Here is a 21,158-nt window from a genome sequence, read left to right as displayed (position 1 = left end):
CAGGGGAGGTGGGCGGTGGGACCGATGGGGGTTCGTGGAGAATCCGGCGCTGTTGGTAGGACGCGTCGCTGGTGGTACCGGTTCCCGCCGCTGTGGAGTTTTCCGCATTTTCTTCGGTGTCGGCCACGGGGCGGGGGGCGGTCCGCACCAGGGGGCGCGCGGTCCGAACCCGATGCGTGTTCCGCCCCCGGCCGGGTCGAGGAGATCCTGGACGCCCTGCCCTTCGCCGAGGAGCACGCCCGCCGGATCCTGCGGGCCGTCGGCCGCGCGGCGTCGGACTGGGGCCGTCCGGCTGAACCACGCGAGGGGGCTTCGGTGCCCGGGCGGCCGCTGCCGAGGTGCGGAAAAGCGAAGGCGAGGAGTTGAGAACACTCCCCGCCACTCTCAACGTATAGCGCACCGGGGGGCTTGCGGCAAGGCCCGGGGCATGCCGCAGAATCAACGCTCGTAACCGGAACCTCCAGGTGAGGGGGCCGAAAGGCGCTTGTGCCGTCGTCGGTGCACAGGCCGCACGGGACGGCCGGGGTCCGGGCTGATCGAACGGGGAGGGCTCATGTTTGACGTGATCGTGGTCGGTGGCGGTCCGACCGGCTTCGTGCTGGCCGCCGAGTTGCGGCTGCACGGTGTGCGCGTGCTCGTGCTGGAGAGGGACGCGGAGCCGACCAGGGTGGTTCGCGCACTCGGCCTGCACGCGCGCAGTATCGAGCTGATGGACCAGCGGGGTCTGCTGGAGCGGTTCCTCGCGCTCGGCCAGCGGTATCCGCTCGGTGGTTTCTTCGCGGGGATCGCCAAACCGGCACCGGAGGGGCTGGACACCGCACACCCCTACGTCCTCGGCATCCCGCAGCCCACCGTCGACCGCCTGTTGGCCGAGCGCGCCACCGAACTCGGCGCCCGGGTCAGGCGCGGCTGTGCGCTGGTCGGACTGGACCAGGACGAACACGGGGTGAGCGCCGAACTGGCCGACGGCACGCGGCTGCGTTCGCGCTACCTCGTCGGCTGTGACGGCGGCCGGAGCACGGTGCGCAAACTGCTCGGCGTGGGCTTTCCCGGTGAGCCCTCCAGGGTCGAGACGCTGCTGGGCGAGATGGAGGTGACAGCACCGCCGGAGGAGGTCGCCGCCGTGGTGGGCGAGGTCCGTAAGACCCAGAAGCGGTTCGGTCTCGCGCCCTTCGGCGGCGGGGTCCACCGCGTCATCGTGCCCTCCGACGGGGTGGCGGAGGACCGCGCGGTCCCGCCGACCCTGGAGGAGTTCAGGCAGCGGCTGCGCGCGGTGGCCGGTACCGACTTCGGGGTGCACTCACCGCGCTGGCTGTCGCGTTTCGGTGACGCCACCAGACTGGCCGAGCGGTACCGGGTCGACCGGGTGCTGCTGGCGGGCGACTCGGCGCACGTCCACCCGCCGACCGGCGGTCAGGGGCTCAACCTCGGTGTCCAGGACGCGGTCAACCTGGGCTGGAAACTGGCCGCCGAGGTCAACGGCTGGGCGCCGGAGGGGCTGCTGGACAGCTACGAGGCCGAACGGCGCCCGGTGGCCGCCGACGTGCTGGACAACACCCGTGCGCAGATGGAACTGATGTCCACCGAGCCGGGGCCGCAGGCGGTGCGCGGGCTGGTGTCGGAGCTGATGGACCTCGACGGGGTGAACCGGTACCTGACCGAGAAGATCACCGCGCTCGGGGTCCGCTACGACTTCGGGGAGGGGCACGGGCTGCTCGGCGGGCGGATGCGCGACATCGGCCTGGGGCGGGGCCGCCTCTACGGGTTGCTGCACGGGGGGCGCGGGCTGCTCCTGGACCAGACCGGGCGGCTCTCGGTGGAGGGCTGGGCGGACCGGGTCGACCACGTCGTCGACACCAGCGAGGAACTGGACGTGCCCGCCGTGCTGCTGCGGCCGGACGGCCACGTGGCGTGGGCCGGAGAGGACCAGGGGGCTCTGCTGGACGAGCTGCCGAGGTGGTTCGGCGCCGCCTCCGGCTGAGCCGGACCCGGGTGGGCTACGGGGCCGGTTCGGGAGCCGGTCCGCCATCCGGGCCCCGGGGCGGGGGCGCTTGGATAACCTGCGTCCGGAAGCGACGAGGGGATCGGTATGGACGAGGTCGAGGACCTGCCCGAACGCAGCCGTCAGGTGGCGCGGGCGCTCAGCGCGCTCGGGGCGCGGGGAAGGGTGCGTGCACTGCCCGCCTCCACCCGGACCGCGGCGGAGGCCGCCGAAGCCCTGGAGTGCGAGGTCGGCGCGATCGCCAACAGCCTGGTGTTCATGGCCGACGGGAAGCCGCTGCTGGTGATGACCAGTGGACGGCACCGGGTGAACGTCGCCCTGCTGGCCCAACGCCTGGGCAGGACGGAGATCCGGCGTGCCGAACCGGAGGAGGTTCGGGCGGCGACCGGACAGGCCATCGGCGGGGTCGCGCCCCTGGGCCACCCGGTACCGGTGGAGACCGTCGTCGATCCCGCCCTGGCGGACTACCCACTCTTGTGGGCCGCGGGCGGCACCCCGAACACGATCTTCCCGCTCGACTACACCGAGCTGGTCAGGATCACCGGCGGCTCCGAGGCCGCCGTCAACTGATCCGGCGCCCCGGCCGCCGCCCGGCCGTCATCCGGGCGGCGGCCGTCGGCGGTCAGCCCGCCGGGGAACGGGTTCGGCACCCGCCGCCACAGCACCACGGTGATCCACACCAGGGGCGTAACGAACACGAACAGGGCGTTGGCGAAGGTGCCCTCGTGGATGATCCCGAGGTCGTGCAGGACCGACGGCGGGAAGGGACGGCCCCAGGGCGGAGCGGGTCTGCGGCCCGGGGCCGCTCCGCGGGGCGGGCCGGTCTGGTGGGTTCATGCGTCCCATGTCAGGGACGGGGGGTACGCGGCGCGTCAGTCCCCGGTCCCGGCCTCCTACGTCCGAACGCGTCATCCCCCGCCGCGCCGCACCCCCTACGGCGGGGCGTCGTGCGGTACGGTCGCCCCGACATCAGGTGGACGCTCACGCGCCCGGTCCGGGAAGGACTCCCCCCGCATGACCAGAACCGGTTGGCTCGTGGCCGCGGCCTGTACGGCGGTCGCCCTGGTCCTCGGGTTCGGTGCCGGCTGGTTCGCCCAGCGGGCCTCGGCGGCGCCGCCCGTCCCGGAGCCCTCCGCCCGGAACCCGCACCCCGACGACGTGGAGGACCGGCCCGAGACCGGGTTCGAGGCGGTCACCGTCGGTCTGGACGAGACCCACGACTTCGGTGACGGGTTCACCATCGGCCTGGACGGGTTCGAGCGCGGTGTCGAGGTGGGCGGGGTCGATCCCGACACGGGGCAGGAGGGCGACCTGCCCTACCTGTCGTGGACGGTGGAGATCGCCAACGAGGGCTCCGAGACCGTCCGGACCGGTCTGGTGACCAGGTCCTGTTCGGTGGGCGACCCCCTGCGGGAGTCCGGTTCCCCGGTGCTGGGTGACAGCGTGAACCCTCCCGAGAGCCTGGACCCCGGGCAGTCAGGATCGTGGGACGAGGACTGCTGGGCGGACGAGGAGGACACCCACGTCCAGTACACGGTCGAGTTCCACGACCAGGACTTCGTTCCGCTCTACCCGGCGGTGACCTTCGCGGGCACGGTCGGCTGAGCGGCGGCCCGGACCGGTCCGCGCAAGCCTGCGGGCAGCGCCCCGCAGCGGCAGGGAAAGAGCGGGCCCCGCGGTTTCCCGGCCGGTACGGGCGTCCGCTTCCCCGTTCTTCCGCACCGGTGGAACGGGCCGGGAACACCGTCGCACCCCGTGCGACCCGCCCCTGTTCAGGGCCGTGGTTCAGGGCCGCGGTCCTGCGGGGACTCTGGACACGGGACAACCCAGTGGGAGAATGAACAGCGTGAAGAACCACGAATCGGACATGCCCGATCCCGTCCAGGACGCGCCGGAGGTCGGGCCGCCCAAGGAGAGCGCGGCGGGGGTCCCGGCCGTGCTCAGCAGCGTGCGCCACGTGGGCGAGCAGGCCGGGGTGCGGCGCGGGGTTCCCGCGATGCTCGCCGTCAACCAGAAGGGCGGGTTCGACTGCCCCGGGTGCGCCTGGCCGGAGCCCGACAGGCGGCACAGGGCGGAGTTCTGCGAGAACGGCGCCAAGGCGGTCGCCGAGGAGGCCACCCGCAGGGCCGTGACCGGTGACTTCTTCGCCCGGCACCCGGTAGCGGAGCTGTTCGAACGCTCCGGGTACTGGCTGGGCCAGCAGGGGCGGCTGACCGAGCCCGTGTACCTGCCCGAGGGCGGCACCCACTACGAGCCGATCTCCTGGGACCGTGCCCTGGACATGGTCGCCGAGGAGCTGCACGCCCTGGACACCCCCGACGGCGCCGTGTTCTACACGTCGGGGCGCACCAGCAACGAGGCGGCCTTCGCCTACCAGCTGCTGGCCCGCCAGCTCGGCACCAACAACCTGCCCGACTGTTCGAACATGTGCCACGAGTCGTCCGGGTCGGCGCTCACCGAGACGCTGGGCGTGGGCAAGGGCAGCGTGTCACTGGAGGACGTCCACCAGGCCGACCTGATCATCGTGGCCGGACAGAACCCCGGCACCAACCACCCCCGGATGCTCTCCGCGCTGGAGCGGGCCAAGCGTTCCGGGGCCCGGATCGTCACCGTCAACCCGCTGCCCGAGGCGGGCATGCGCGCGTTCCGCAACCCGCAGAACGCCCGGGGCCTGGTGGGGCGCGGCACCGAGCTGACGGACCTGTTCGCGCAGATCCGGCTGGGCGGTGACCTGGCCCTGTTCTCGGCGGTCAACCGGTTGCTGTTGGAGGCCGACCGGAGCGGCGGGAAGGTCCTGGACCACGGGTTCGTGGACGCGTACACACACGGGTTCGAGGAGTTCGCCGAGGCGCTGCTGGCCGAACCCGAGGACGAGTTCTGGGCGCGGACCGAACGCGACACCGGTCTGCCCCGTGCGCTCGTCGAGGAGCTCACCGCGATGGTGGTCGCCTCGGAGCGGATCGTGGTGTGCTGGGCGATGGGGCTGACCCAGCACAGGCACTCGGTGCCGACCATCCGTGAGGTGGTCAACTTCCTGCTGCTGCGCGGCAACGTGGGGCGGCCCGGGGCCGGCGTGTGCCCGGTGCGCGGCCACTCCAACGTGCAGGGCGACCGCACGATGGGCATCTTCGAGCGTCCCGCGGACGACTTCCTGGACGCCCTGGGGCTGGAGTTCGGTTTCGAGCCGCCCCGCGAGCACGGCCACGACACGGTGAACGCGATCCGTGCGATGGCGCGCGGTGAGGTGGGCGTGTTCTTCGCGATGGGCGGCAACTTCGTAGCGGCCACCCCGGACACCGAGGTGACGGAGGAGGCGATGCGCCGGGTGGGGCTGACGGTGCACGTGTCCACGAAACTGAACCGCTCGCACGTGGTGACCGGTACGCGCGCGCTCATCCTGCCCGCCCTGGCCCGTACCGACCGTGACCTGGGCGGGGATCAGCCGCGCTGGGTGACGGTGGAGGACTCGATGGGGCTGGTGCACGCCTCACACGGGGTGCTGCCGCCGCTGTCGGAGGGGATGCGCTCGGAGGTCGACATCGTGCGCGGACTGGGCCGGAGGCTGTTCGGGAACGATCCGGTGGACTGGGACGCGATGGCCGACTACGACCGGGTGCGCGACCACGTGGCGGCGGTCGTCCCGGGGTTCGGGGACTTCAACGCCAGGGCCCGGCGGCCGGAGGGGTTCGCGCTGCCGCACGCCCCGCGCGACGACCGGCGCTTCCCCACCGCGACGGGTCTGGCCAACTTCACCGTCAACGGCACCTACGCGCCACGGGTCCCTCCGGGTCGGCTGCTGTTGCAGACGCTGCGCTCGCACGACCAGTACAACACCACGATCTACGGGTTGGACGACCGGTACCGGGGCGTGCGCCGCGGTCGGCGGGTGGTGCTGGTCAACCCCGAGGACGCCCGGGAGCTGGGGTTGGCCGACGGGGCCTACACCGACCTGGTGGGCGAGTGGTCGGACGGCCGCGAGCGGCGGGCTCCGCACTTCCGGGTGGTGCACTACCCGACGGCGCGGGGCAGCGCGGCCGCGTACTACCCGGAGACCAACGTGCTGGTGCCGTTGGACTCCACGGCCGAGGTGAGCAACACGCCCACGTCCAAGTCGGTGGTGGTGCGTTTCGAGCCGTCCCCCGAACGCGTCTAGCTGACCGGGAGCGCCGGTGTGCGCCGGCGCGGTGGCCCCTCTCGGCCACCGCGCCGGGCGGGGCGCCCGGTCCCGGTCAGCGGCGTTCCCGGAAGCGGCCGAAGCGGATCTTGGGCGGGCGGGGCAGGCGGGGCCGCCACCGCAGCCACGGGAGCCACGGCTCCTGCGGCGGCAGCGGGATCGTGGGGTCCTCCAGGTCGCCCTGGAGGACGTCCTCGACCTCCTCGAAGCGGATCCCGGCGAACACCATGATGTCGGCGGCGACCATCTCCACGGCCAGGTGCGTGGCGTGCGTGACGGGATCGTCCTCGGCGGTGCTGGCCCCGTACAGGCGCGCCGCGGTGAGTGCCTGTTCCACGGCCTGTTCGCGGGTCTGCCTGCTGCTGAGGTCGTCGGCGAGGATGGCCAGCACGGCGGCCATGCCGCGCACGATGGGGCCGAGTTCACGGCGCTCCTCGGCGCCCATGGAGGTGGTGGTCCTCGCCAGGTACAGGCAGCTCTCACCGAGGAGGATGAGCCGTTCGATGATGGCGTCCTCGTCCAGTACGGGCTGTGTGTCCCCCCAGCGGATGGTGGAGAGGCGGATCGTGGACATGCTGGCCTCGCGGGCCCGGCTGAGTTCGGCCATGGGGCGGCTGAGGTCACCGAGCCGGTTGACGACCTGCTCGCTGGAGGCCTCGCCCTCCTCGGTCAGGGACAGCCCCACCGCGTCGAGCATGTCGGCCATCTCCTGCAGCGCGTTCTCCTCGATCCGTCTCAGCATGGCGACCAGGCGGGCCGGGAAGAGGAGCTGGCTGAAGAGCAGGGCGACCCCGGCCCCGATCAGCGCGTCCACCAGTCGGCCCGTCCCGGGGTTGCCGCCGACGAGGATGGTGGCGAGGATGGCGCTGGCGGCGGCCTGGCCGATGATGATGCGCTCGGCGTTGACCGCGACCGCGGCGGTCATGGCGATGCCGGTGCCCAGTGCCAGGGCCAGGACGCCCCGGTCGGTGACCAGCAGGGCGAACTCGCCCGCGATGATGCCGAGGAAGACTCCGGTGAGCAGCCGGATGGCGTTGGCCCCGCGTTCGCCGCCCGAGGCGTTGAGCGCGATGACGGCGGCGATGGGCGCGAAGAAGGGGTAGTGGTCCTGGACCAGGCCTCCGGCGATGGTCCAGGCCAGTGCGGCGGCGATGACGGCCAGCAGGATCTGGGACAGGTACGAGGACACGCGCCGACGCGCCTTGGACACGGCGGTCCCGACCGCGCGCCGCATGGATCGTCCTCCCGTGGACAGGGCTCCCATGTTCTCCTTCGCCGCTCGCAGACGCCGGAGGTCCGGGGGGACCGGCTCTGTCATTCATACCGGCCGAAGTGGGCCGAGTGTTGTTGCGCCATGCCTGGGCGGGCGGCTCCGGGCCCCGGTGGGAGGTGCCGTGCGGTCTGCCCCGTACTGTGTCGGCATGCCTACGATCTACCTGATCCGCCACGGTAAGGCCTCCCCCGAGGCGGCGGACTACGACGAGCTGAGCCCCACCGGATACGAACAGGCGCGCCTGCTGGGCGCCGAACTCAAACGGCGGGGTCTGGCTGCGGGACCCGTGGTGTCGGGGTCGCTGCGGCGGCAGCGTCAGACCGCCGAGACAGCTCTGGCCGAGGCCGGCCTGGACGTGCGGCCCTCGGTCGACGAGCGGTGGAACGAGTACGACCACCTGCACCTGTTGGGCCGCTACCCGACCGGTGAGGGCTCGCTCCAACAGCGTTTGGACGCCTCCCTGACCTCGTGGACCGCCTCGGGTGAGCGGGGAGAGGGTTCGTGGACCTCCTTCCGTGCGGGTGTGCGTGCGGGGCTGGACGCGCTGACGTCCCGTCTGGGCAGGGGGGAGACGGCGCTGGTGTTCACCTCGGCCGGGGTGATCGGGGCCGTCTGCTCGGCACTGCTGGGCGCCCCGGACTCCGGGTTCGTCGCGATGAACCGGGTGGTGGTGAACGGTTCGGTGAGCAAGCTGGTGCACGGCCGGGGCGGTACCCAGCTCCTGTCGTTCAACGACCACGCCCACCTGGAGCAGGGTGGCCCGGAGCTGATGACCTACCGCTGAGCCGCCCCTTTTCACGCCCGCCACATACCGACTGGTTGGTTTCGAGTTGCGGGGGTCCTCAGGACCGGCGTTCGGCGTCGCGGGCCAGGACGGCGCGCAGCCCGAGCTCGTAGCCGAGGACCCCGCACCCGGCCACGTACCCGGCGGCCACCGGGGCGGTCACGGAGGTGTGGCGGAACTCCTCGCGGGCGTAGACGTTGGAGATGTGCACCTCGACCACGGGCGCCTCGACCGCGTCGACGGCGTCGCGCAGGGCGATGCTGTAGTGGGCGTAGGCCCCGGGGTTCATCACGACCCCGGCGAAGTGCCGGGCGGCGTGGATCCGGTCGACCATGCCGCCCTCGCTGTTGGTCTGCGCACAGACCACCTCCACACCGAGTTCCCCGCCCAGGGCGACCACCCGCCGTTCGACCTCGGCCAGGGTGGTGGTGCCGTACTGTGCGGGGTCGCGGGTGCCCAGCAGGTTGAGGTTGGGGCCGTTGAGCAGCAGGACGGTGCGGGCGGTGTCGGTCATGCGGGTGCTTCCTGTCGTGGCGGTCCACAGCGGTGGTTCGGTGGGTCCAGGTTAGACCCCTCGCCCCGGCCGCCCCGGCCCGGCGGGCACCCGTCGGGCCAGGTAGCATACCGACCAGTCGGTTGATTACTTTTGGAGGCAACCCGTGGCGTCCACACTGCTGTCCGCGCGTGACCTGAGTTTCCTGCTCTACGAGTGGCTCGACGCCGAGGCCCTGACCCGGCGCCCCCGGTACGCCGACCACTCCAGGGAGACCTTCGACGGAGCCCTGGAGCTGGCCGAGCGCGTGGCCACCGACCACTTCGCCCCGCACAACAAGGCCAACGACGCCAACGAACCGCACTTCGACGGCGAACGCGTCCACCTCATCCCCGAGGTGAGGAAGGCCCTGGAGGTGTACGCCGAGACCGGCCTGTCCTCCATCGCGATGGACGCCTCCGTGGGCGGCGACCAGATCCCCAGGGTCGTCGCCAGCGCCTGCAACGCCTACTTCCAGGCCGCCAACCTGGGCACCTCCGCCTACCTCTCACTGACCTCCGGCAACGCCTCCCTGCTCCTCGCGCACGGCAGCGCCGAGCAGGTCGACACGTTCGTGCGGCCCATGGTCGAGGGGCGCTTCACCGGCACCATGTGCCTGTCCGAGCCGCAGGCGGGCAGCTCCCTGTCCGACATCACCACCCGCGCCGAGGCCGCGGAGGACGGCACCTACCGGGTCTTCGGCAACAAGATGTGGATCTCGGGGGGCGACCACGAGCTGACCGAGAACATCGTCCACCTGGTCCTGGCCAAGATCCCCGGGGGGCCGCCCGGGGTCAAGGGGATCTCGCTGTTCGTCGTGCCGAAGTACCTCGTCAACGAGGACGGCTCCCTCGGCGAGCGCAACGACGTGGTACCCGCGGGGCTCAACCACAAGATGGGCTACCGGGGCACCGTCAACACCCTGCTCAACTTCGGCGAGGGCCAGCACACCCCCGGCGGCGAACCCGGGGCGGTCGGCTACCTCGTGGGCGAACCCCACCAGGGCCTGAAGTACATGTTCCACATGATGGACGGGGCCCGCATCGGCGTGGGCGCGGGCGCCACGGCGCTCGGCTACACCGGCTACCTGAAGTCGCTCGCCTACGCCCGCGAACGCCTCCAGGGCCGCCCCCTCGGCGCCAAGAACCCCGAGGAGCCGCAGATCCCCATCATCGGGCACACCGACGTCCGCAGGATGCTGCTCGCGCAGAAGAGCTACGTGGAGGGCGCCCTCGCCCTGGTGCTGTACTGCGCCAGGCTCGTGGACGAGAAGGACAGCAGCGAGGACCCCGAGGCGGCCGAGAGGGCGCGGCTGCTCCTGGACGTGCTCACCCCGATCGTGAAGAGCTGGCCCTCCCAGTGGTGCCTGGAGGCCAACAGCCTCGCCATCCAGGTGCACGGCGGGTACGGCTACACCCGCGAGTACGACGTGGAGCAGCACTACCGGGACAACCGGCTCAACGCCATCCACGAGGGCACCCACGGTATCCAGGCCCTGGACCTGCTGGGCCGCAAGGCCGTCCTGGACGGCGGCGCCCGGCTGTCGCTGCTGGTGGAGACGGCCCGCGCCACCGCGGAGCGGGCACGTGCGCTCGGCGGCCGCGAGGCCGAGTACGCCGACCTGCTCGACGCGGCCCTGGAGCGCACCGCGCAGACCGCCGGGGCGGCCTGGGCCGAGGGGGACCCGGCGGCGGCGCTGGCCAACGCGACCCCGTACCTGGAGGCGGTCGGCCACGTGGTCGTGGCCTGGCTGTGGCTGGACCAGCTGGTCGCCGCGCACGGCGGCGAGGGCGAGTTCTACGAGGGCAAGCGGGCCGCGGCCGCGTACTTCTTCCGCCACGAGCTGCCCCGCACCGGGCCCCAGTTCGACCTGGTCGCCTCCGGTGACCGCACCGTCCTGGACGTGTCCCCCGACGTTCTCTGACCCGGGGCCCGCCCCCGCGGCCGGCCCCTCCTCCAGGAGCCGACCGCGGGGGCGCCCCGGCGGTCGCCGGGGCGGATCAGCCGCGCCCGCCGACCCCGCCCGGGCCGGGGCGCAGACGCCCGGGTTCGGGGACCCGCAGGACGAACAGGTGCCCGATGTCGGCCTCCTCGTACCCGTGGTCGGCGTTGGCCACCCGCATGCGTTCGGGGGTGACCTCCACGATCCGCACGGTGACCGGGTCCTCCCGGCCGGGCAGCTCCAGGAACCACGGATCGGCCAGATAGGAGAGCCCGAGGGCGTCCAGCACCGCACGGGCCTCGGGCTCAGGCAGCACGTCGGCGACGGGGCGGCCGAACGGGGTGAGCGGCACGTGGCCGCCGGCCTCCGGGCGCAGGTAGCCCAGCACCTCCCCGTCCTCCTCCCGGCGGTGGGGGAGCCAGTGCCCGGGGATCAGGTCCCCGCACCCCGCAGACTCCGCTCCGCGTAGACCTCCATGGCCTCGCGCTGGTAGTCGGCCAGCCCGGGGGCCACCCGCTCGTACACCTCGCGCCAGGGCCCGTCCTCGGCGTAGACCCGCGCCAGGTTGGCGAAGGCGTCCGCGTCCGGGGTCCACATCCGGCGGATCCGCCGGTGGTGGTCCTCCACCTCCGCCTGGACGGCCGGGGCGTCGGCCGGGGTCCCTGCCCTCAGGTGTGCGGCCATCCGGGCCATCTGCTCGGCGGCCTCGGCACGCATCCGCTCGTCCTCCTGCGGTGTCATCCCCTCCCCCGCTGCCCGGGCCCGCTCCCACTGCTGTGGCCAGTGCGTGCGGGCCCGCTCGGCGTAGTGGGCGGTGTCGAAGCCCGCGAAGAGCTCCTCCGGTCGGCTGGTCATGTCGTCTCCCTCCAGTGCGTCGACGGTGCGGCGCACGGTCTCGACGAGGACGCTGAGACGGTCCCGCTCGGACTCCAGGCCGTGGAGGTGTCGGCGCAGCGCCGCCGCCTCGTCGCTTTCGGCGTCCAGGATCCGGCGGATGTCCGCCAGCCCCAGCCCGAGTTCGCGCATGACCAGGATCCGTTGGAGCCTGCGCAGCTCACGCCGGCCGTAACGGCGCAGCCCGCCCGGGCCGGTGCTCTCCGGGACCAGCAGGCCGACGTGGTGGTAGTGGCGCAGCGTCCGGGAGGTCACCCCGCTCATCCGGCAGACCTCGCCCGTCGGCCACGACATCCCGTCTCCCCTCGTCAGGCCGGTTCCTCCGGCCCGGGAACGACGCTAGGCGTTGACGCCGCGTCAACCGCAAGCGTGCATGGGCCGCGTCTCCACGGGCCCCGGTCAGATGGCCTCGCGGCGTTGCAGGTAACTGAAGGCCGCCCATCCGGGCAGGACCGGGAACCAGAAGGTCAGCACCCGGAACAGCAGGACGGCGGGCAGGGCCACCGAGGTGGGGACCGCGGCCACCGTGGTGAGCCCGGCGATGAGGGCGGCCTCGACGGCGCCGAGCCCGCCCGGAGTGGGCGCGGCCGAGCCGACGGCGTTGCCCGCGAGGAAGACCACGGCGACGGCGACCAGGCTCACCTGGAGCCCGGGGCCGGCGAAGGCCAGGACCGAGAAGTGCAGGCACAGGACGAACGCCGCGGTCAGCAGCAGGGTGCCGCCGAACCCGAGCAGGAGGCTGGCGGGCCGTTGGAGCATGTCCAGCAACTGGGGCAGGACACCGCTCAGGTAGGGGCGCAGCCGCGCGCGGACGGCGCGGCGCAGCTTCGGATGCAGCAGGACCGCGGCGACGGCGGCGGTCCCGCCGAGGGTGACGAGCACGACCGTCGGGGAGGGGGTGAACCCGGTCCAGTAGGAGGTGCCGGTCAGGTAGGCGCACACCAGCAGCAGCGGCACGTGGATGAGGAAGCCCACCAGTTGGGAGAGGCCGACCGCGGACAGCGCCAGCGAGGCGGGTACGCCGGCCTTGACCACGAATCGGCTGTTGACCGCGATCGATCCCAGACCGGCCGGGGCGGCGATGCGCACGAACGATCCCGCGTACTGCACCAGGACCGTCCGCCACCAGGGAAGCCGTGCCGGAACGAAGCCGACCAGCACCATGGCGGCGCCGATCATGCACAGGGTGGCCATGACCAGGGCGGCCGAGGACCACACGGGGTCGGCGTGGCGGATGGCGGCCAGGTCGACCCCGGCGAGCTGGTAGACGAGCACGAGCCCGACGACGGTGGCGACCACGAAGCTGACGATGGTGCGCGGACGCATCCGTTCCAGGCGCGCGGGTTCGGCGGGCGCCTCGGGGGCCATCTTGGCGATGTGCCGCCGCAGCACGCCCAGGAGTCCGCGGTCGGATCCGCGGAGTTCGGCGCGGAGTTCGTGCGGCAGGCCCGGGGGCTGCAGCAGGGGCAGGAGCGCGGCGGTGGCGTTCACGCCCAGGGCCCGTACCGCCGAGGCGACCGCGCGTTCGGGTCCCACCCGCAGAGCCAGCAGGGTGAGCATCGCGGCGGCGTCCAGGGAGGTGCGGACCTGGGAGGCGGCGACCGCGCCCCGGTCCACCCCCGCCAGGGCCGCGGTGCCGGGGGCGTCGGCGAGGACGCCGACGGTGGCGCTGTTGAGGTGGCCGTGGGAGATGCGGCGTCGGTGCAGCAGGCCGATCTGGTGCCAGAGTCCGTCGATCAGGGGGTCGGTGATCTCCGCGGGGTCCAGGTCGGCCAGTCCCCTGAGCCGGGATCGTTCGCGGGCCAGGAGGACGGTGCCCGGGGCGAGTTCACCCAGTGCGAGGACGCGGGGGGCGTCGACCCCGGCGTCCCGGGCCGCGAAGCTCATCAGCGCGGCGTGTTCGGCGCGTCTGCGGACCCCGTAGAGCATTCGGGGTGCGACGGGGCCGCGCAGCATGAGCAGGTCGAGCAGGCGCCACCAGAAACCCCTGGTGTTCTCGGAGCTGAGCACGGAGATCTCGATCTGGCGTCCGTCGGTGAGGTCTGCCAGGTACCGGGGGTCGCCCTCCTCGTCGCTGCCGGCGCGGGTGATGCGGTCGGCGGTCAGGTCGAAGCGGTGGAGCTCGGCGTGGATGCGGCCGGTGGCGGGGGGCGGCACGCTCGCGCTGACGGCGTAGCGCGCCAGGGAGGCGCAGGTCAGACCGATGAGGATGGTGAAGAGGACGGCGAGGATGCTGCTGACCCCGGCCATGAGGGAGACCAGGGCGATCGCGGTGTTGGCGGCCCAGATCAGGGAGCGCACCCGGGGCTGTCCGGCGGGCATGGTGCGGGCGAAGGCGATACCGGCGGCGACGTAGCCGAGGGTGGCGGCGGTCAGGACGCCGTCGGGGAGCCCGGGGAGCGGTTCGGCGCTGTAGGTGGCGGTCGTGAGTACCGAGTTGACCCAGGAGGTCATGGCGTAGGCGGACACCGCGGCGAGGGCCGGTCGCAGCAGGTCGCGCAGGCCCCCGGTGATCAGGGTGCGCAGGACCACGTAGGCGACCAGGACGATGAGCAGGAGGTTGGCGCCCACGGCGGTGAGGAAGAGCAGCCAGGACGGGATCACCGCGCGGAGCTGGGTGGCGTCGTCCGTCGGCGCTCCGTCGGCCACCGCGTCGCTGACCAGTAGCAGGACCAGGAAGACCAGGACCAGCCCGGCGATGCCGGTCAGGAGGTCGACGGGACTGCGCGGGGCGCGTGCTGCGGAGCGGCCCGGGGCGGGGGCCGGTGTGTCGGTCGGGGTTGTTGTCACGGAAACAAGACTGCCCGACTCATGGGGGTTCGAGCACCAGGGACGCGGGTGTTTCGTCCGTTCCGTTCCGTCGGCCCGTGCCGCCGGACGCGGAACGGCGCCGTCGGGCGGACCCGGCGGCGCCGTGGATCGGGTTCGGTGCGTCCCGTGCCGGACTACTCCGGGAGGGGGAGGAGTCCGCGCTGGTAGGCGCGGGCGAGGTTGCGGGGGACGCGGTACTCGCGGCCGCCGATGTGCACGGTGACCAGGTCGGGGGTCGCGGCCTTCCACTGGGATCGGCGGGTGCGGGTGTTGGACCGCGACATCTTGCGTTTGGGAACGGCCATGTGGCCCGGTCCTTTCTGTTCGGGCGGCGGGAGGCCCCCACCGCCCGGGTTCTTCGGTTACCTGCGCTGTTGACGTCCTCCCCGGGGTGAACCCCCGGGGATTCCCACAGCCTCGCGGCTGTAGGCGCGGTGCGCCTCACGGCGTCCGCTGCTTCCTGTTTCGCTGGCCGGCACCCCACCCGTAAGGGCGGTGGTCCTACCCAACCCCCGCAGGCGTTTCAGCTCTCCGCTTCCCGCCCTGGGGCGAGTTTGCGTCCAGCGGCGAGCACCACCCGAGACGCGTTCACATCCCGGTCATGGACCGTCGCGCACCCAGAACACGTCCAGGTACGCACATGGAGAGGTTTGGGGCCATCGACCACCCAGCACACCGAGCAGGTCTGCGACGACGGCAGGAACCGGCCCACCTTGACAAAGGTGCGCCCGTACCGTTGCGCCTTGTACTCCAGCATGCCCACGAACGCCGACCACCCGGCGTCGTGCACACTCTTGGCCAACCGGGTGCGCCCGAGCCCCTTCACACACAGCTCCTCCACGAACACCGCTTGATTCTCGCGGACGATGCGTGTGGACAGCTGATGGTGGAACTCACGGCGGGCATCGGCCACCCCCGCACGGGCGCGGGCGACCTTCACCCGTGCCCTGGCCCGGTTGTTCGACCCTTCCCGTTTACGGGACAGGTCCTTCTGGGCCTTCCTCAGCTTCTTCTCGGCACGGCGCAGGAACCTCGGGTTGGACACCTTGGTGCCATCAGAGAGCACCGCGAAGTGGCCCAACCCCAGATCGATCCCCACATCATCCGCACTCTCCCGGAGCGGTGTGTCATCGGTCTCGACCACGAACGAGGCGAAGTAGCGCCCGGCGGCGTCCTTGATCACCGTGACCGTGGACGGGGCCGAGGGCAGGGCCCGTGACCACTTCACCTTCACCTCACCCACCTTGGGCAACCACAGCTTGCCCTGATCGGTGATCTTCCAGCGGGCGTTGGCGGTGAACCGGATCGACTGCCGGTGGTCCTTGCGGGACTTGAACCGGGGCCGACCCACCTTGGGACCCTTGCGCTTACCTTTCAGGGAGGCGAAGAAGTTGCGGTAGGCGGTATCCAGGTCGCGCAACGACTGCTGGAGGATCACCGAGCAGACCTCGCCCAGCCAGGACCGTTCCTCGGTTCCCTTGGCCTGGGTGATCAACCGCGTGGACAACTCCCCCGTCTTGGGGAAGGCCTCACCCTGCGCCCGCGCGGTCTCCCGCGCCCGCAGGGCGTCGTTGTAGACCACACGGGAGCACCCGAACGCGCGGGCCAGATCTGTGCACTGATCGGCGTTCGGGTACACACGGAAGTTGTACCGCAACTGCATACCTTTGACAGTAGAGGCGGGCTACGACAGAACGTGACCGACCAAGGACACACGGGAGGCTTTTCAGAGCCGATTCACCTCCGGCCCGAAGGCCGGAGCACTCTCGGATCAAAGCCGGTAGCGGCGCTGGAAGCGCTCCACCCGGCCGGCGGTGTCCACCACGCGTGCGGTGCCGGTGTAGAAGGGGTGGCTGGCGCTGGAGATGTCGACGTCGACCAGCGGGTAGGTCCGTCCGTCCTCCCACTCGACGGTCTTCGCACTGGTCCTGGTGGACCGGGTGAGGAAGGCGAAGTCGGCCGCCTTGTCACGGAAGACGACGGGTCCGTACTCGGGGTGGATGTCTTTTCGCATACGGTTCTCCGTTGGATTCGGGCCGCTGGTCAGCGTTCCTCGCGGAACTCGACGTGGCGGCGGAGCTTGGGGTCGTACTTGCGCAGGACCAGGCGGTCGGGGGTGTTGCGTCGGTTCTTCCGGGTCACGTAGGTGGTCCCGGTCCCCTCCGTGGACTTGAGCTTGATGATGGGGCGGGTCTCGTTGCGTGCCATGGGCGCCTCCTCGTGCTGTCGGACCTAACAACCAAATGATAACCGTTTTCATTCCCATGACAACCACGCGACACCGCACCCCTGAATACAGAGGAAAAACCACTTTCTGTGATTACCTCGTCACATAAAGCTCGAAGCAGTGTGCGTCACGCCCGGTCGGAGGAGAGAACATGGCACCCGGACACGGACCCGGTCGGCGACAGGTCCTGCGCGGCGGAGCGGGGATCGGCGTCCTCACCGCGGCCGCCCTGTTCGGCGACACCGCACCGGCCACCGCGGCCACCCCCGACACCGGTTCGGCGCCCTCCTTCCGCGGGGTACCCCTCGCCCGGGCCGACACGGTGACCGTCCCGCCCGGGTACACCGCCCGGGTCCTGCTCCCCTGGGGCGCGCCGCTGCACCGCGACACCCCCCGCTGGCGGCCCGACGCCTCCGACACCGCGGCCGAGGCCGCACGCCAGGTGGGCACCGGGCACGGCGGGCTGCGCTACGTCCCCCTGCACCCCGGCCACGACGGGGGGCGCCGCGGACTGCTCGTGCTCAACCACTCCTGGGCCGACCCGGTCCTGCTGCACGCGGACGGCGGCCGCGCCGCCACCGCCGCCCGCACCGACAAGGAGATGGCGTCCCTGGGGATGACCGTGGTCCGCGTCGAACTCACGAACGGGCGCTGGAGAGTGCTCGACGACGAACTCAACCGGCGGCTCACCGCCGCCTCGCCCACACGCCTGTCCGGTCCTCTCGCCGGGCACGGGGACCTGGAGACCGGCGCCGGACCGGCGGGGGTCATCGGTGGCTCCGCGCACGCCACCACCCCGTGGGGAACCTGTCTGACCGGTGAGGACACACTCGGCGACGTCTTCGGCACCGAGGTCGCGGGCTGGACCGCCACCGAGACCCAGCGCCGCTACGGACTCACCGGGGACGGCGGGGTCTACGGCTGGCACACCCACCGGGAGCGCTTCGACCTGGCCCGCAACCCCAACGAGGCGCACCGGTTCGGTTGGACCGTGGAGGTCGATCCCTTCGACCCCTCGTCCGCACCGGCCAAACGCACCGCCCTGGGGCGCCTGGCCCACGGTGGCGCGGCCGTCACCGAATCGCGGGGACGCGCGGTGGTCTACATGAGCGACCGGACCCACATCTACAAGTTCGTCGGCGCGAGGCCCTGGCGCGAGGCCCGGGGCAGGGGCCCGGGTCCGCTGGACAGGGGCACCCTCTACGCGGCCCGGCTGTCCTCGGACGGTCTGGGGGACTGGCTCCCCCTGGTCCACGGCCGGTCCGGACTGACCAGGAGGGACGGTTTCGCCGACCAGGCCGAGGTACTCCTGCGGGCCCGCGAGGCAGCCGACGCGGTGGGGGCCACCGGGTTCCGGCGACCGGGCACCCCCGCCGTCCACCCGGAGACGGGGGTTGTCTACTGCCCCGAGGCCGCCGGCAGCGGAGGCGGCCGGGTGCTCTCGTGGACCGAGGGGGCCCGCGACCACGGTGCCGCGCTCTTCTCCTGGGACGAGTTCGTGCGGGCCGGAGCGGCGTCGGACGACGGCCGCGGCGCGGTCTTCGCCGCCCCGGTCGGGTTGCACTGCGGTGGTGACGGCCGCCTGTGGATCAGGACGGACGTGACCCGGCCCGGCGAGGCGGACGAGGGGGCACGCGTACCCCCGGCCAACAGCGCCCTGCTGTGCGCCGACCCCGAGAGCGGGCAGGTCCGGCGCTTCCTGACCGGGCCGCGCGGCTGCGGGATCGGGGGCACCGCGTCCAGTCCCGACCAGCGCACCCTGTTCGTCACCGTGCAGGGTCCCGGTTCGGCCGCCGCCCGGGTGGGAGCGCCCACGGTGGACGATCCGCGCGCGGTCAGCAACTGGCCGGGTTTCGACCCTGCTGGTCGGCCCCGGTCCGCGGTGGTGGTGATCCGCAAGGACGACGGCGGGATCATCGGGACCTGAGACCGGCGGACCTCCCGGGACCGCCCCCGGCGCGACCGCCGCGGAGGCAGCGGGTAGGGCAGGCCCGTAGCCGGAGGTAGGGCGGGCGGCCTTCACCCGGGGACAGCCGTTCCCCTAGCTTGGGACCGTGAGTGCGGAGCCGGAGGAGACGACGACACCGCCCCGGGAGGCGGCCGCGCCGCGCACACCCCTGGAGGCGCTGCGACGGCGGTGCTTCCCGCGCTCGTCCTGGCCCTGGCGGAGCCTGGCGTACCTGGCCTCCACCGTGGTCGTCGGTGCGGTGATCGCGGCCCTGAACACCCCCTTCACCTTCCCCCTCCTCCATCTGGGTGCCGTCCTGGAGGAGATGGTCCGGGGCGGGAGCCGGCCGAGCTGGCTCCTGGCGTCCCTGCTCGGACTGGGACTGACCCTGCTCCTGCTGTTCGGGCCCCTCGTGGCGGTTCCCGTCGCCCGGTTCGAGCGCTGGCGGCTGCGCCTGGTCCACCCCCCGGTGGTCGGCGGGCACCGGCCCGCCGACGGAGGCGTGCTCCGCTGGCTGCGCGTGCGCTACACCGAGGCCGCGACCTGGCGGGAGTTCGCCTACATGCTCCTGCTGGTCACGGTGCTCGACACGATCAGCTGGTCCGTGCTGTTCCTGACCGTGGGCGCGGGCGTCTTCCTCCTCGCCTCCCCGGGGGCCACCGCGCTCGGCTGGACCGTCGACCTGTTCCCCTGGAGCTTCGACGACCCCCTGCGCACACTTCCCCTGGCCGGGCTCGGGCTCGTCATCCTCCTGGTGTCCCCGTATCCCGTCGCCCTGGCCGCCCACGCACACACCGCCCTGGCCCGTGTGCTGCTGGACGACCGCGGAACCGACGAGCTGCGTTCGGAACTGGTCGAGGTCACCCGCTCCCGCGCCCGTCTGGTGGACGCCTTCGAGGCCGAGCGCCGCCGGATCGAACGGGACCTGCACGACGGCGCCCAGCAACAGCTCATCTCTCTGGCGATGCAGGTGGGGCTGGCCCGGATGGACGCCCCGCCCGGCAGTGACATGGAGCGGGCCCTCTCCTCGGTGCACGCCCAGGCCAAGGAGATCATCGGCTCCCTGCGCGAGATCGTGCACGGCATCCACCCCAAGATCCTCAGCGACCGGGGGCTGCCCTCCGCCCTGCCCGACCTGGCCGACCGTTCCGCCGTCCCGGTGCGGACCCGTGTGGACCTGCCCCGACGCCTGCCCGCACACGTGGAGGGCACCGCCTACTACGTGGCCGCCGAGTCGCTCAGCAACATCGCCAAGCACGCCGACGCCACCAGTGTCCGGTTGAAGGCCGCCCTGGACGGTGACACGCTGATCGTCGAGACCACCGACGACGGCCGAGGCGGCGCCGACCCCGGCGGGGGTACCGGGCTCACCGGCCTGGCTGATCGGGTCGCCGTCGTGGGTGGCAGGATCTGGCTGTCCAGCCCTCCGGGCGGACCCACACGGCTTCGAGCGGAGATCCCTTGTCCTGCATCCGGGTAGTACTGGCCGAGGACGGCGCCCTGCTGCGCGAGGGCCTGTCCGGCCTGCTGCAGAGGTTCGGCTTCGACGTGGTCGCGGCGGTCGGTGACGCCGAGGCACTGGTCAGGGCGGTCGAGGAGCACGAACCCGACCTGGTGGTCACCGACATCCGTATGCCTCCGGGCTTCGGCGACGAGGGATTGCGGGCCGCCGTCGGGGTGCGTCGCTCCCGGCCCGCCCTGGCGGTGGTGGCGCTCAGTCAGTACGTCGAGTCCAGCTACGCCGCCGAACTGCTCGACTCCCAGGACGGACGCGGCGTCGGGTACGTCCTCAAGGAGCGCGTGGTCGACGTCGCCGATTTCGCGGACACCCTGCGCAGGGTCCACGGTGGCGGCACGGTCATCGACCCCACGGTGGTCCGCCAGCTGGTCCGCCGCCGCAGCACCCCGTTGGAGCGGCTCTCCGAACGTGAACGCGAGGTCCTCGCCCTGCTCGCCGAGGGCCGTTCCAACGCGCGGATCGCCCGGGACCTGGTGGTTTCCGAGCCCACCGTCGGCAAGCACATCGGCAACATCCTCGCCAAGCTGGACCTGCCTCCGGAGGGCACCGACGTGGACCGTCGGGTCATGGCCGTACTCACCTACCTGCGGGAACGGCCCGAGTAGGCGGAGCGGGCGAAAGGCCGGGGCGGCCGCACCCGCCGGGGGTGGCGGGACCCGGACACGCGACGGGCGCCGCAGGGGTCTCCCCCCGCGGCGCCCGTCGGGGAACGGCGTGCCGGCCCCGTTCGCGCGTGCTGCTAGGCGGCGCGCCCGGCGACACGTTCGGCGCGTAGTTGGCGGGCCTCGTCCGGGTCCAGCACCGGAGCCGCGGTCAACAACTGCCGCGTGTACTCACTGCGCGGACTCTCGTACACCGAGTCACTGTCCCCCATCTCCACCACCTCACCCTTACGCATGACCGCCACCCGATCACTCACCTGACGCACCACCGCCAGATCATGAGCCACGAAGATGTACGTCAACCCGAAGTCATCCTGCAACTCCGACAACAACCGCAACACCTGATCCTGCGTGGACACATCCAACGCCGACACCGGCTCGTCACAGATG

The 21,158-nt window shown here is 72.2% G+C and carries 18 protein-coding genes and 1 pseudogene; 9 read left to right on the top strand and 10 right to left on the bottom strand.

Annotated features, from left to right (window positions below; translation table 11 throughout):
- Window positions 1-553 precede the first annotated feature (553 nt).
- The 4 genes from rox (at window position 554) to IE195_RS08095 (ending at window position 6,155) form a co-directional block, all read left to right on the top strand.
- A complete protein-coding gene (gene rox / locus IE195_RS08110; RefSeq protein ID WP_191269203.1) occupies window positions 554-1,981 on the top strand; it encodes a rifampin monooxygenase in 1,428 nt (475 codons plus the stop codon).
- A 108-nt stretch (window positions 1,982-2,089) separates the two neighbouring features.
- Window positions 2,090-2,572 carry a YbaK/EbsC family protein gene (locus tag IE195_RS08105; protein ID WP_191269201.1) on the top strand — a complete coding sequence of 161 codons (483 nt, stop codon included), beginning with the start codon at window positions 2,090-2,092 and terminating at the stop codon, window positions 2,570-2,572.
- Window positions 2,573-3,016: 444 nt separating this feature from the next.
- Window positions 3,017-3,607, top strand: coding sequence for a hypothetical protein (locus IE195_RS08100; RefSeq protein ID WP_191269199.1), 591 nt, complete (start codon window positions 3,017-3,019; stop codon window positions 3,605-3,607).
- Between the two features lie 262 nt (window positions 3,608-3,869).
- The gene (locus IE195_RS08095; protein ID WP_373295654.1) at window positions 3,870-6,155 is read left to right on the top strand and encodes an FdhF/YdeP family oxidoreductase; all 2,286 of its coding nucleotides are present in this window, start codon (window positions 3,870-3,872) and stop codon (window positions 6,153-6,155) included.
- Between the two features lie 76 nt (window positions 6,156-6,231).
- Here IE195_RS08095 and IE195_RS08090 read toward each other — a convergent pair whose 3' ends face one another.
- Window positions 6,232-7,440, bottom strand: a complete 1,209-nt coding sequence (locus IE195_RS08090) for an FUSC family protein (RefSeq protein ID WP_191269195.1) — start codon at window positions 7,438-7,440, stop codon at window positions 6,232-6,234.
- A 157-nt stretch (window positions 7,441-7,597) separates the two neighbouring features.
- Here IE195_RS08090 and IE195_RS08085 point away from each other — a divergent pair, with 157 nt between their 5' ends.
- Entirely contained in the window at window positions 7,598-8,233 is a 636-nt protein-coding gene (locus IE195_RS08085) for a histidine phosphatase family protein (RefSeq protein ID WP_191269193.1), read from the top strand.
- 58 nt (window positions 8,234-8,291) lie between these two features.
- On the opposite strand, the gene aroQ is transcribed toward IE195_RS08085, so the two are convergent.
- The gene (aroQ, locus tag IE195_RS08080; protein ID WP_191269191.1) at window positions 8,292-8,747 is read right to left on the bottom strand and encodes a type II 3-dehydroquinate dehydratase; all 456 of its coding nucleotides are present in this window, start codon (window positions 8,745-8,747) and stop codon (window positions 8,292-8,294) included.
- Window positions 8,748-8,892: 145 nt separating this feature from the next.
- On the opposite strand from aroQ, the gene IE195_RS08075 reads away from it, so the two are divergent.
- Complete coding sequence (locus tag IE195_RS08075; RefSeq protein ID WP_191269189.1) at window positions 8,893-10,689, top strand: acyl-CoA dehydrogenase; 1,797 nt, start codon at window positions 8,893-8,895, stop codon at window positions 10,687-10,689.
- A 76-nt stretch (window positions 10,690-10,765) separates the two neighbouring features.
- On the opposite strand, the gene IE195_RS08070 is transcribed toward IE195_RS08075, so the two are convergent.
- From IE195_RS08070 to rpmG, 7 genes are all read right to left on the bottom strand, one after another.
- On the bottom strand, window positions 10,766-11,095 hold the full coding sequence (locus tag IE195_RS08070) for a hypothetical protein (RefSeq protein WP_229826128.1): 330 nt from the start codon (window positions 11,093-11,095) through the stop codon (window positions 10,766-10,768).
- Window positions 11,096-11,139: 44 nt separating this feature from the next.
- Complete coding sequence (locus tag IE195_RS08065; protein ID WP_191269187.1) at window positions 11,140-11,895, bottom strand: MerR family transcriptional regulator; 756 nt, start codon at window positions 11,893-11,895, stop codon at window positions 11,140-11,142.
- A 105-nt stretch (window positions 11,896-12,000) separates the two neighbouring features.
- Window positions 12,001-14,391 (bottom strand): lysylphosphatidylglycerol synthase transmembrane domain-containing protein, encoded by a 2,391-nt coding sequence (locus IE195_RS08060; RefSeq protein ID WP_191269185.1) that lies wholly within the window; start codon window positions 14,389-14,391, stop codon window positions 12,001-12,003.
- A 155-nt stretch (window positions 14,392-14,546) separates the two neighbouring features.
- Window positions 14,547-14,717 carry a 50S ribosomal protein L32 gene (gene rpmF / locus IE195_RS08055; protein ID WP_191269182.1) on the bottom strand — a complete coding sequence of 57 codons (171 nt, stop codon included), beginning with the start codon at window positions 14,715-14,717 and terminating at the stop codon, window positions 14,547-14,549.
- Window positions 14,718-14,935: 218 nt separating this feature from the next.
- Window positions 14,936-16,075, bottom strand: a complete 1,140-nt coding sequence (locus IE195_RS08050) for an RNA-guided endonuclease InsQ/TnpB family protein (RefSeq protein ID WP_191269180.1) — start codon at window positions 16,073-16,075, stop codon at window positions 14,936-14,938.
- Between the two features lie 108 nt (window positions 16,076-16,183).
- Entirely contained in the window at window positions 16,184-16,426 is a 243-nt protein-coding gene (locus IE195_RS08045; protein WP_191269178.1) for a type B 50S ribosomal protein L31, read from the bottom strand.
- Window positions 16,427-16,455: 29 nt separating this feature from the next.
- Entirely contained in the window at window positions 16,456-16,620 is a 165-nt protein-coding gene (gene rpmG / locus IE195_RS08040; RefSeq protein WP_191269176.1) for a 50S ribosomal protein L33, read from the bottom strand.
- A gap of 170 nt (window positions 16,621-16,790) precedes the next feature.
- On the opposite strand from rpmG, the gene IE195_RS08035 reads away from it, so the two are divergent.
- From IE195_RS08035 to IE195_RS08025, 3 genes are all read left to right on the top strand, one after another.
- Window positions 16,791-18,566, top strand: a complete 1,776-nt coding sequence (locus IE195_RS08035) for a PhoX family protein (protein WP_191269174.1) — start codon at window positions 16,791-16,793, stop codon at window positions 18,564-18,566.
- A 127-nt stretch (window positions 18,567-18,693) separates the two neighbouring features.
- A complete protein-coding gene (locus tag IE195_RS08030; RefSeq protein ID WP_191269172.1) occupies window positions 18,694-20,067 on the top strand; it encodes a sensor histidine kinase in 1,374 nt (457 codons plus the stop codon).
- Window positions 20,049-20,711, top strand: coding sequence for a LuxR C-terminal-related transcriptional regulator (locus IE195_RS08025; RefSeq protein ID WP_191269170.1), 663 nt, complete (start codon window positions 20,049-20,051; stop codon window positions 20,709-20,711). Before IE195_RS08030 ends, IE195_RS08025 begins: the two co-directional genes overlap by 19 nt.
- A gap of 134 nt (window positions 20,712-20,845) precedes the next feature.
- Here IE195_RS08025 and IE195_RS08020 read toward each other — a convergent pair.
- Window positions 20,846-21,158, bottom strand: a pseudogene (locus IE195_RS08020) (ABC transporter ATP-binding protein); the annotation flags it as partial.

Origin of the sequence: Nocardiopsis terrae, assembly GCF_014651695.1 — a bacterium.
GTDB classification, from domain to species: Bacteria; Actinomycetota; Actinomycetes; order Streptosporangiales; family Streptosporangiaceae; genus Nocardiopsis; species Nocardiopsis terrae.
The sequence above is the reverse complement of the archived record's forward strand: the minus strand, read 5'-3'. Positions and strand labels throughout refer to the sequence as shown.

What these genes read in the sequence shown, in the direction of transcription:
- IE195_RS08090 (WP_191269195.1), bottom strand. Translation starts at nt 7,440, where the DNA reads ATGGGAGCCCTGTCCACGGGAGGACGATCCATGCGGCGCGCGGTCGGG.
- rpmF (WP_191269182.1), bottom strand. Translation starts at nt 14,717, where the DNA reads ATGGCCGTTCCCAAACGCAAGATGTCGCGGTCCAACACCCGCACCCGC.
- IE195_RS08035 (WP_191269174.1), top strand. Translation starts at nt 16,791, where the DNA reads ATGGCACCCGGACACGGACCCGGTCGGCGACAGGTCCTGCGCGGCGGA.
- aroQ (WP_191269191.1), bottom strand. Translation starts at nt 8,747, where the DNA reads ATGACCGACACCGCCCGCACCGTCCTGCTGCTCAACGGCCCCAACCTC.
- IE195_RS08045 (WP_191269178.1), bottom strand. Translation starts at nt 16,426, where the DNA reads ATGCGAAAAGACATCCACCCCGAGTACGGACCCGTCGTCTTCCGTGAC.
- IE195_RS08105 (WP_191269201.1), top strand. Translation starts at nt 2,090, where the DNA reads ATGGACGAGGTCGAGGACCTGCCCGAACGCAGCCGTCAGGTGGCGCGG.
- IE195_RS08050 (WP_191269180.1), bottom strand. Translation starts at nt 16,075, where the DNA reads ATGCAGTTGCGGTACAACTTCCGTGTGTACCCGAACGCCGATCAGTGC.
- IE195_RS08065 (WP_191269187.1), bottom strand. Translation starts at nt 11,895, where the DNA reads ATGTCGTGGCCGACGGGCGAGGTCTGCCGGATGAGCGGGGTGACCTCC.
- IE195_RS08100 (WP_191269199.1), top strand. Translation starts at nt 3,017, where the DNA reads ATGACCAGAACCGGTTGGCTCGTGGCCGCGGCCTGTACGGCGGTCGCC.
- rpmG (WP_191269176.1), bottom strand. Translation starts at nt 16,620, where the DNA reads ATGGCACGCAACGAGACCCGCCCCATCATCAAGCTCAAGTCCACGGAG.
- IE195_RS08095 (WP_373295654.1), top strand. Translation starts at nt 3,870, where the DNA reads ATGCCCGATCCCGTCCAGGACGCGCCGGAGGTCGGGCCGCCCAAGGAG.
- IE195_RS08085 (WP_191269193.1), top strand. Translation starts at nt 7,598, where the DNA reads ATGCCTACGATCTACCTGATCCGCCACGGTAAGGCCTCCCCCGAGGCG.
- rox (WP_191269203.1), top strand. Translation starts at nt 554, where the DNA reads ATGTTTGACGTGATCGTGGTCGGTGGCGGTCCGACCGGCTTCGTGCTG.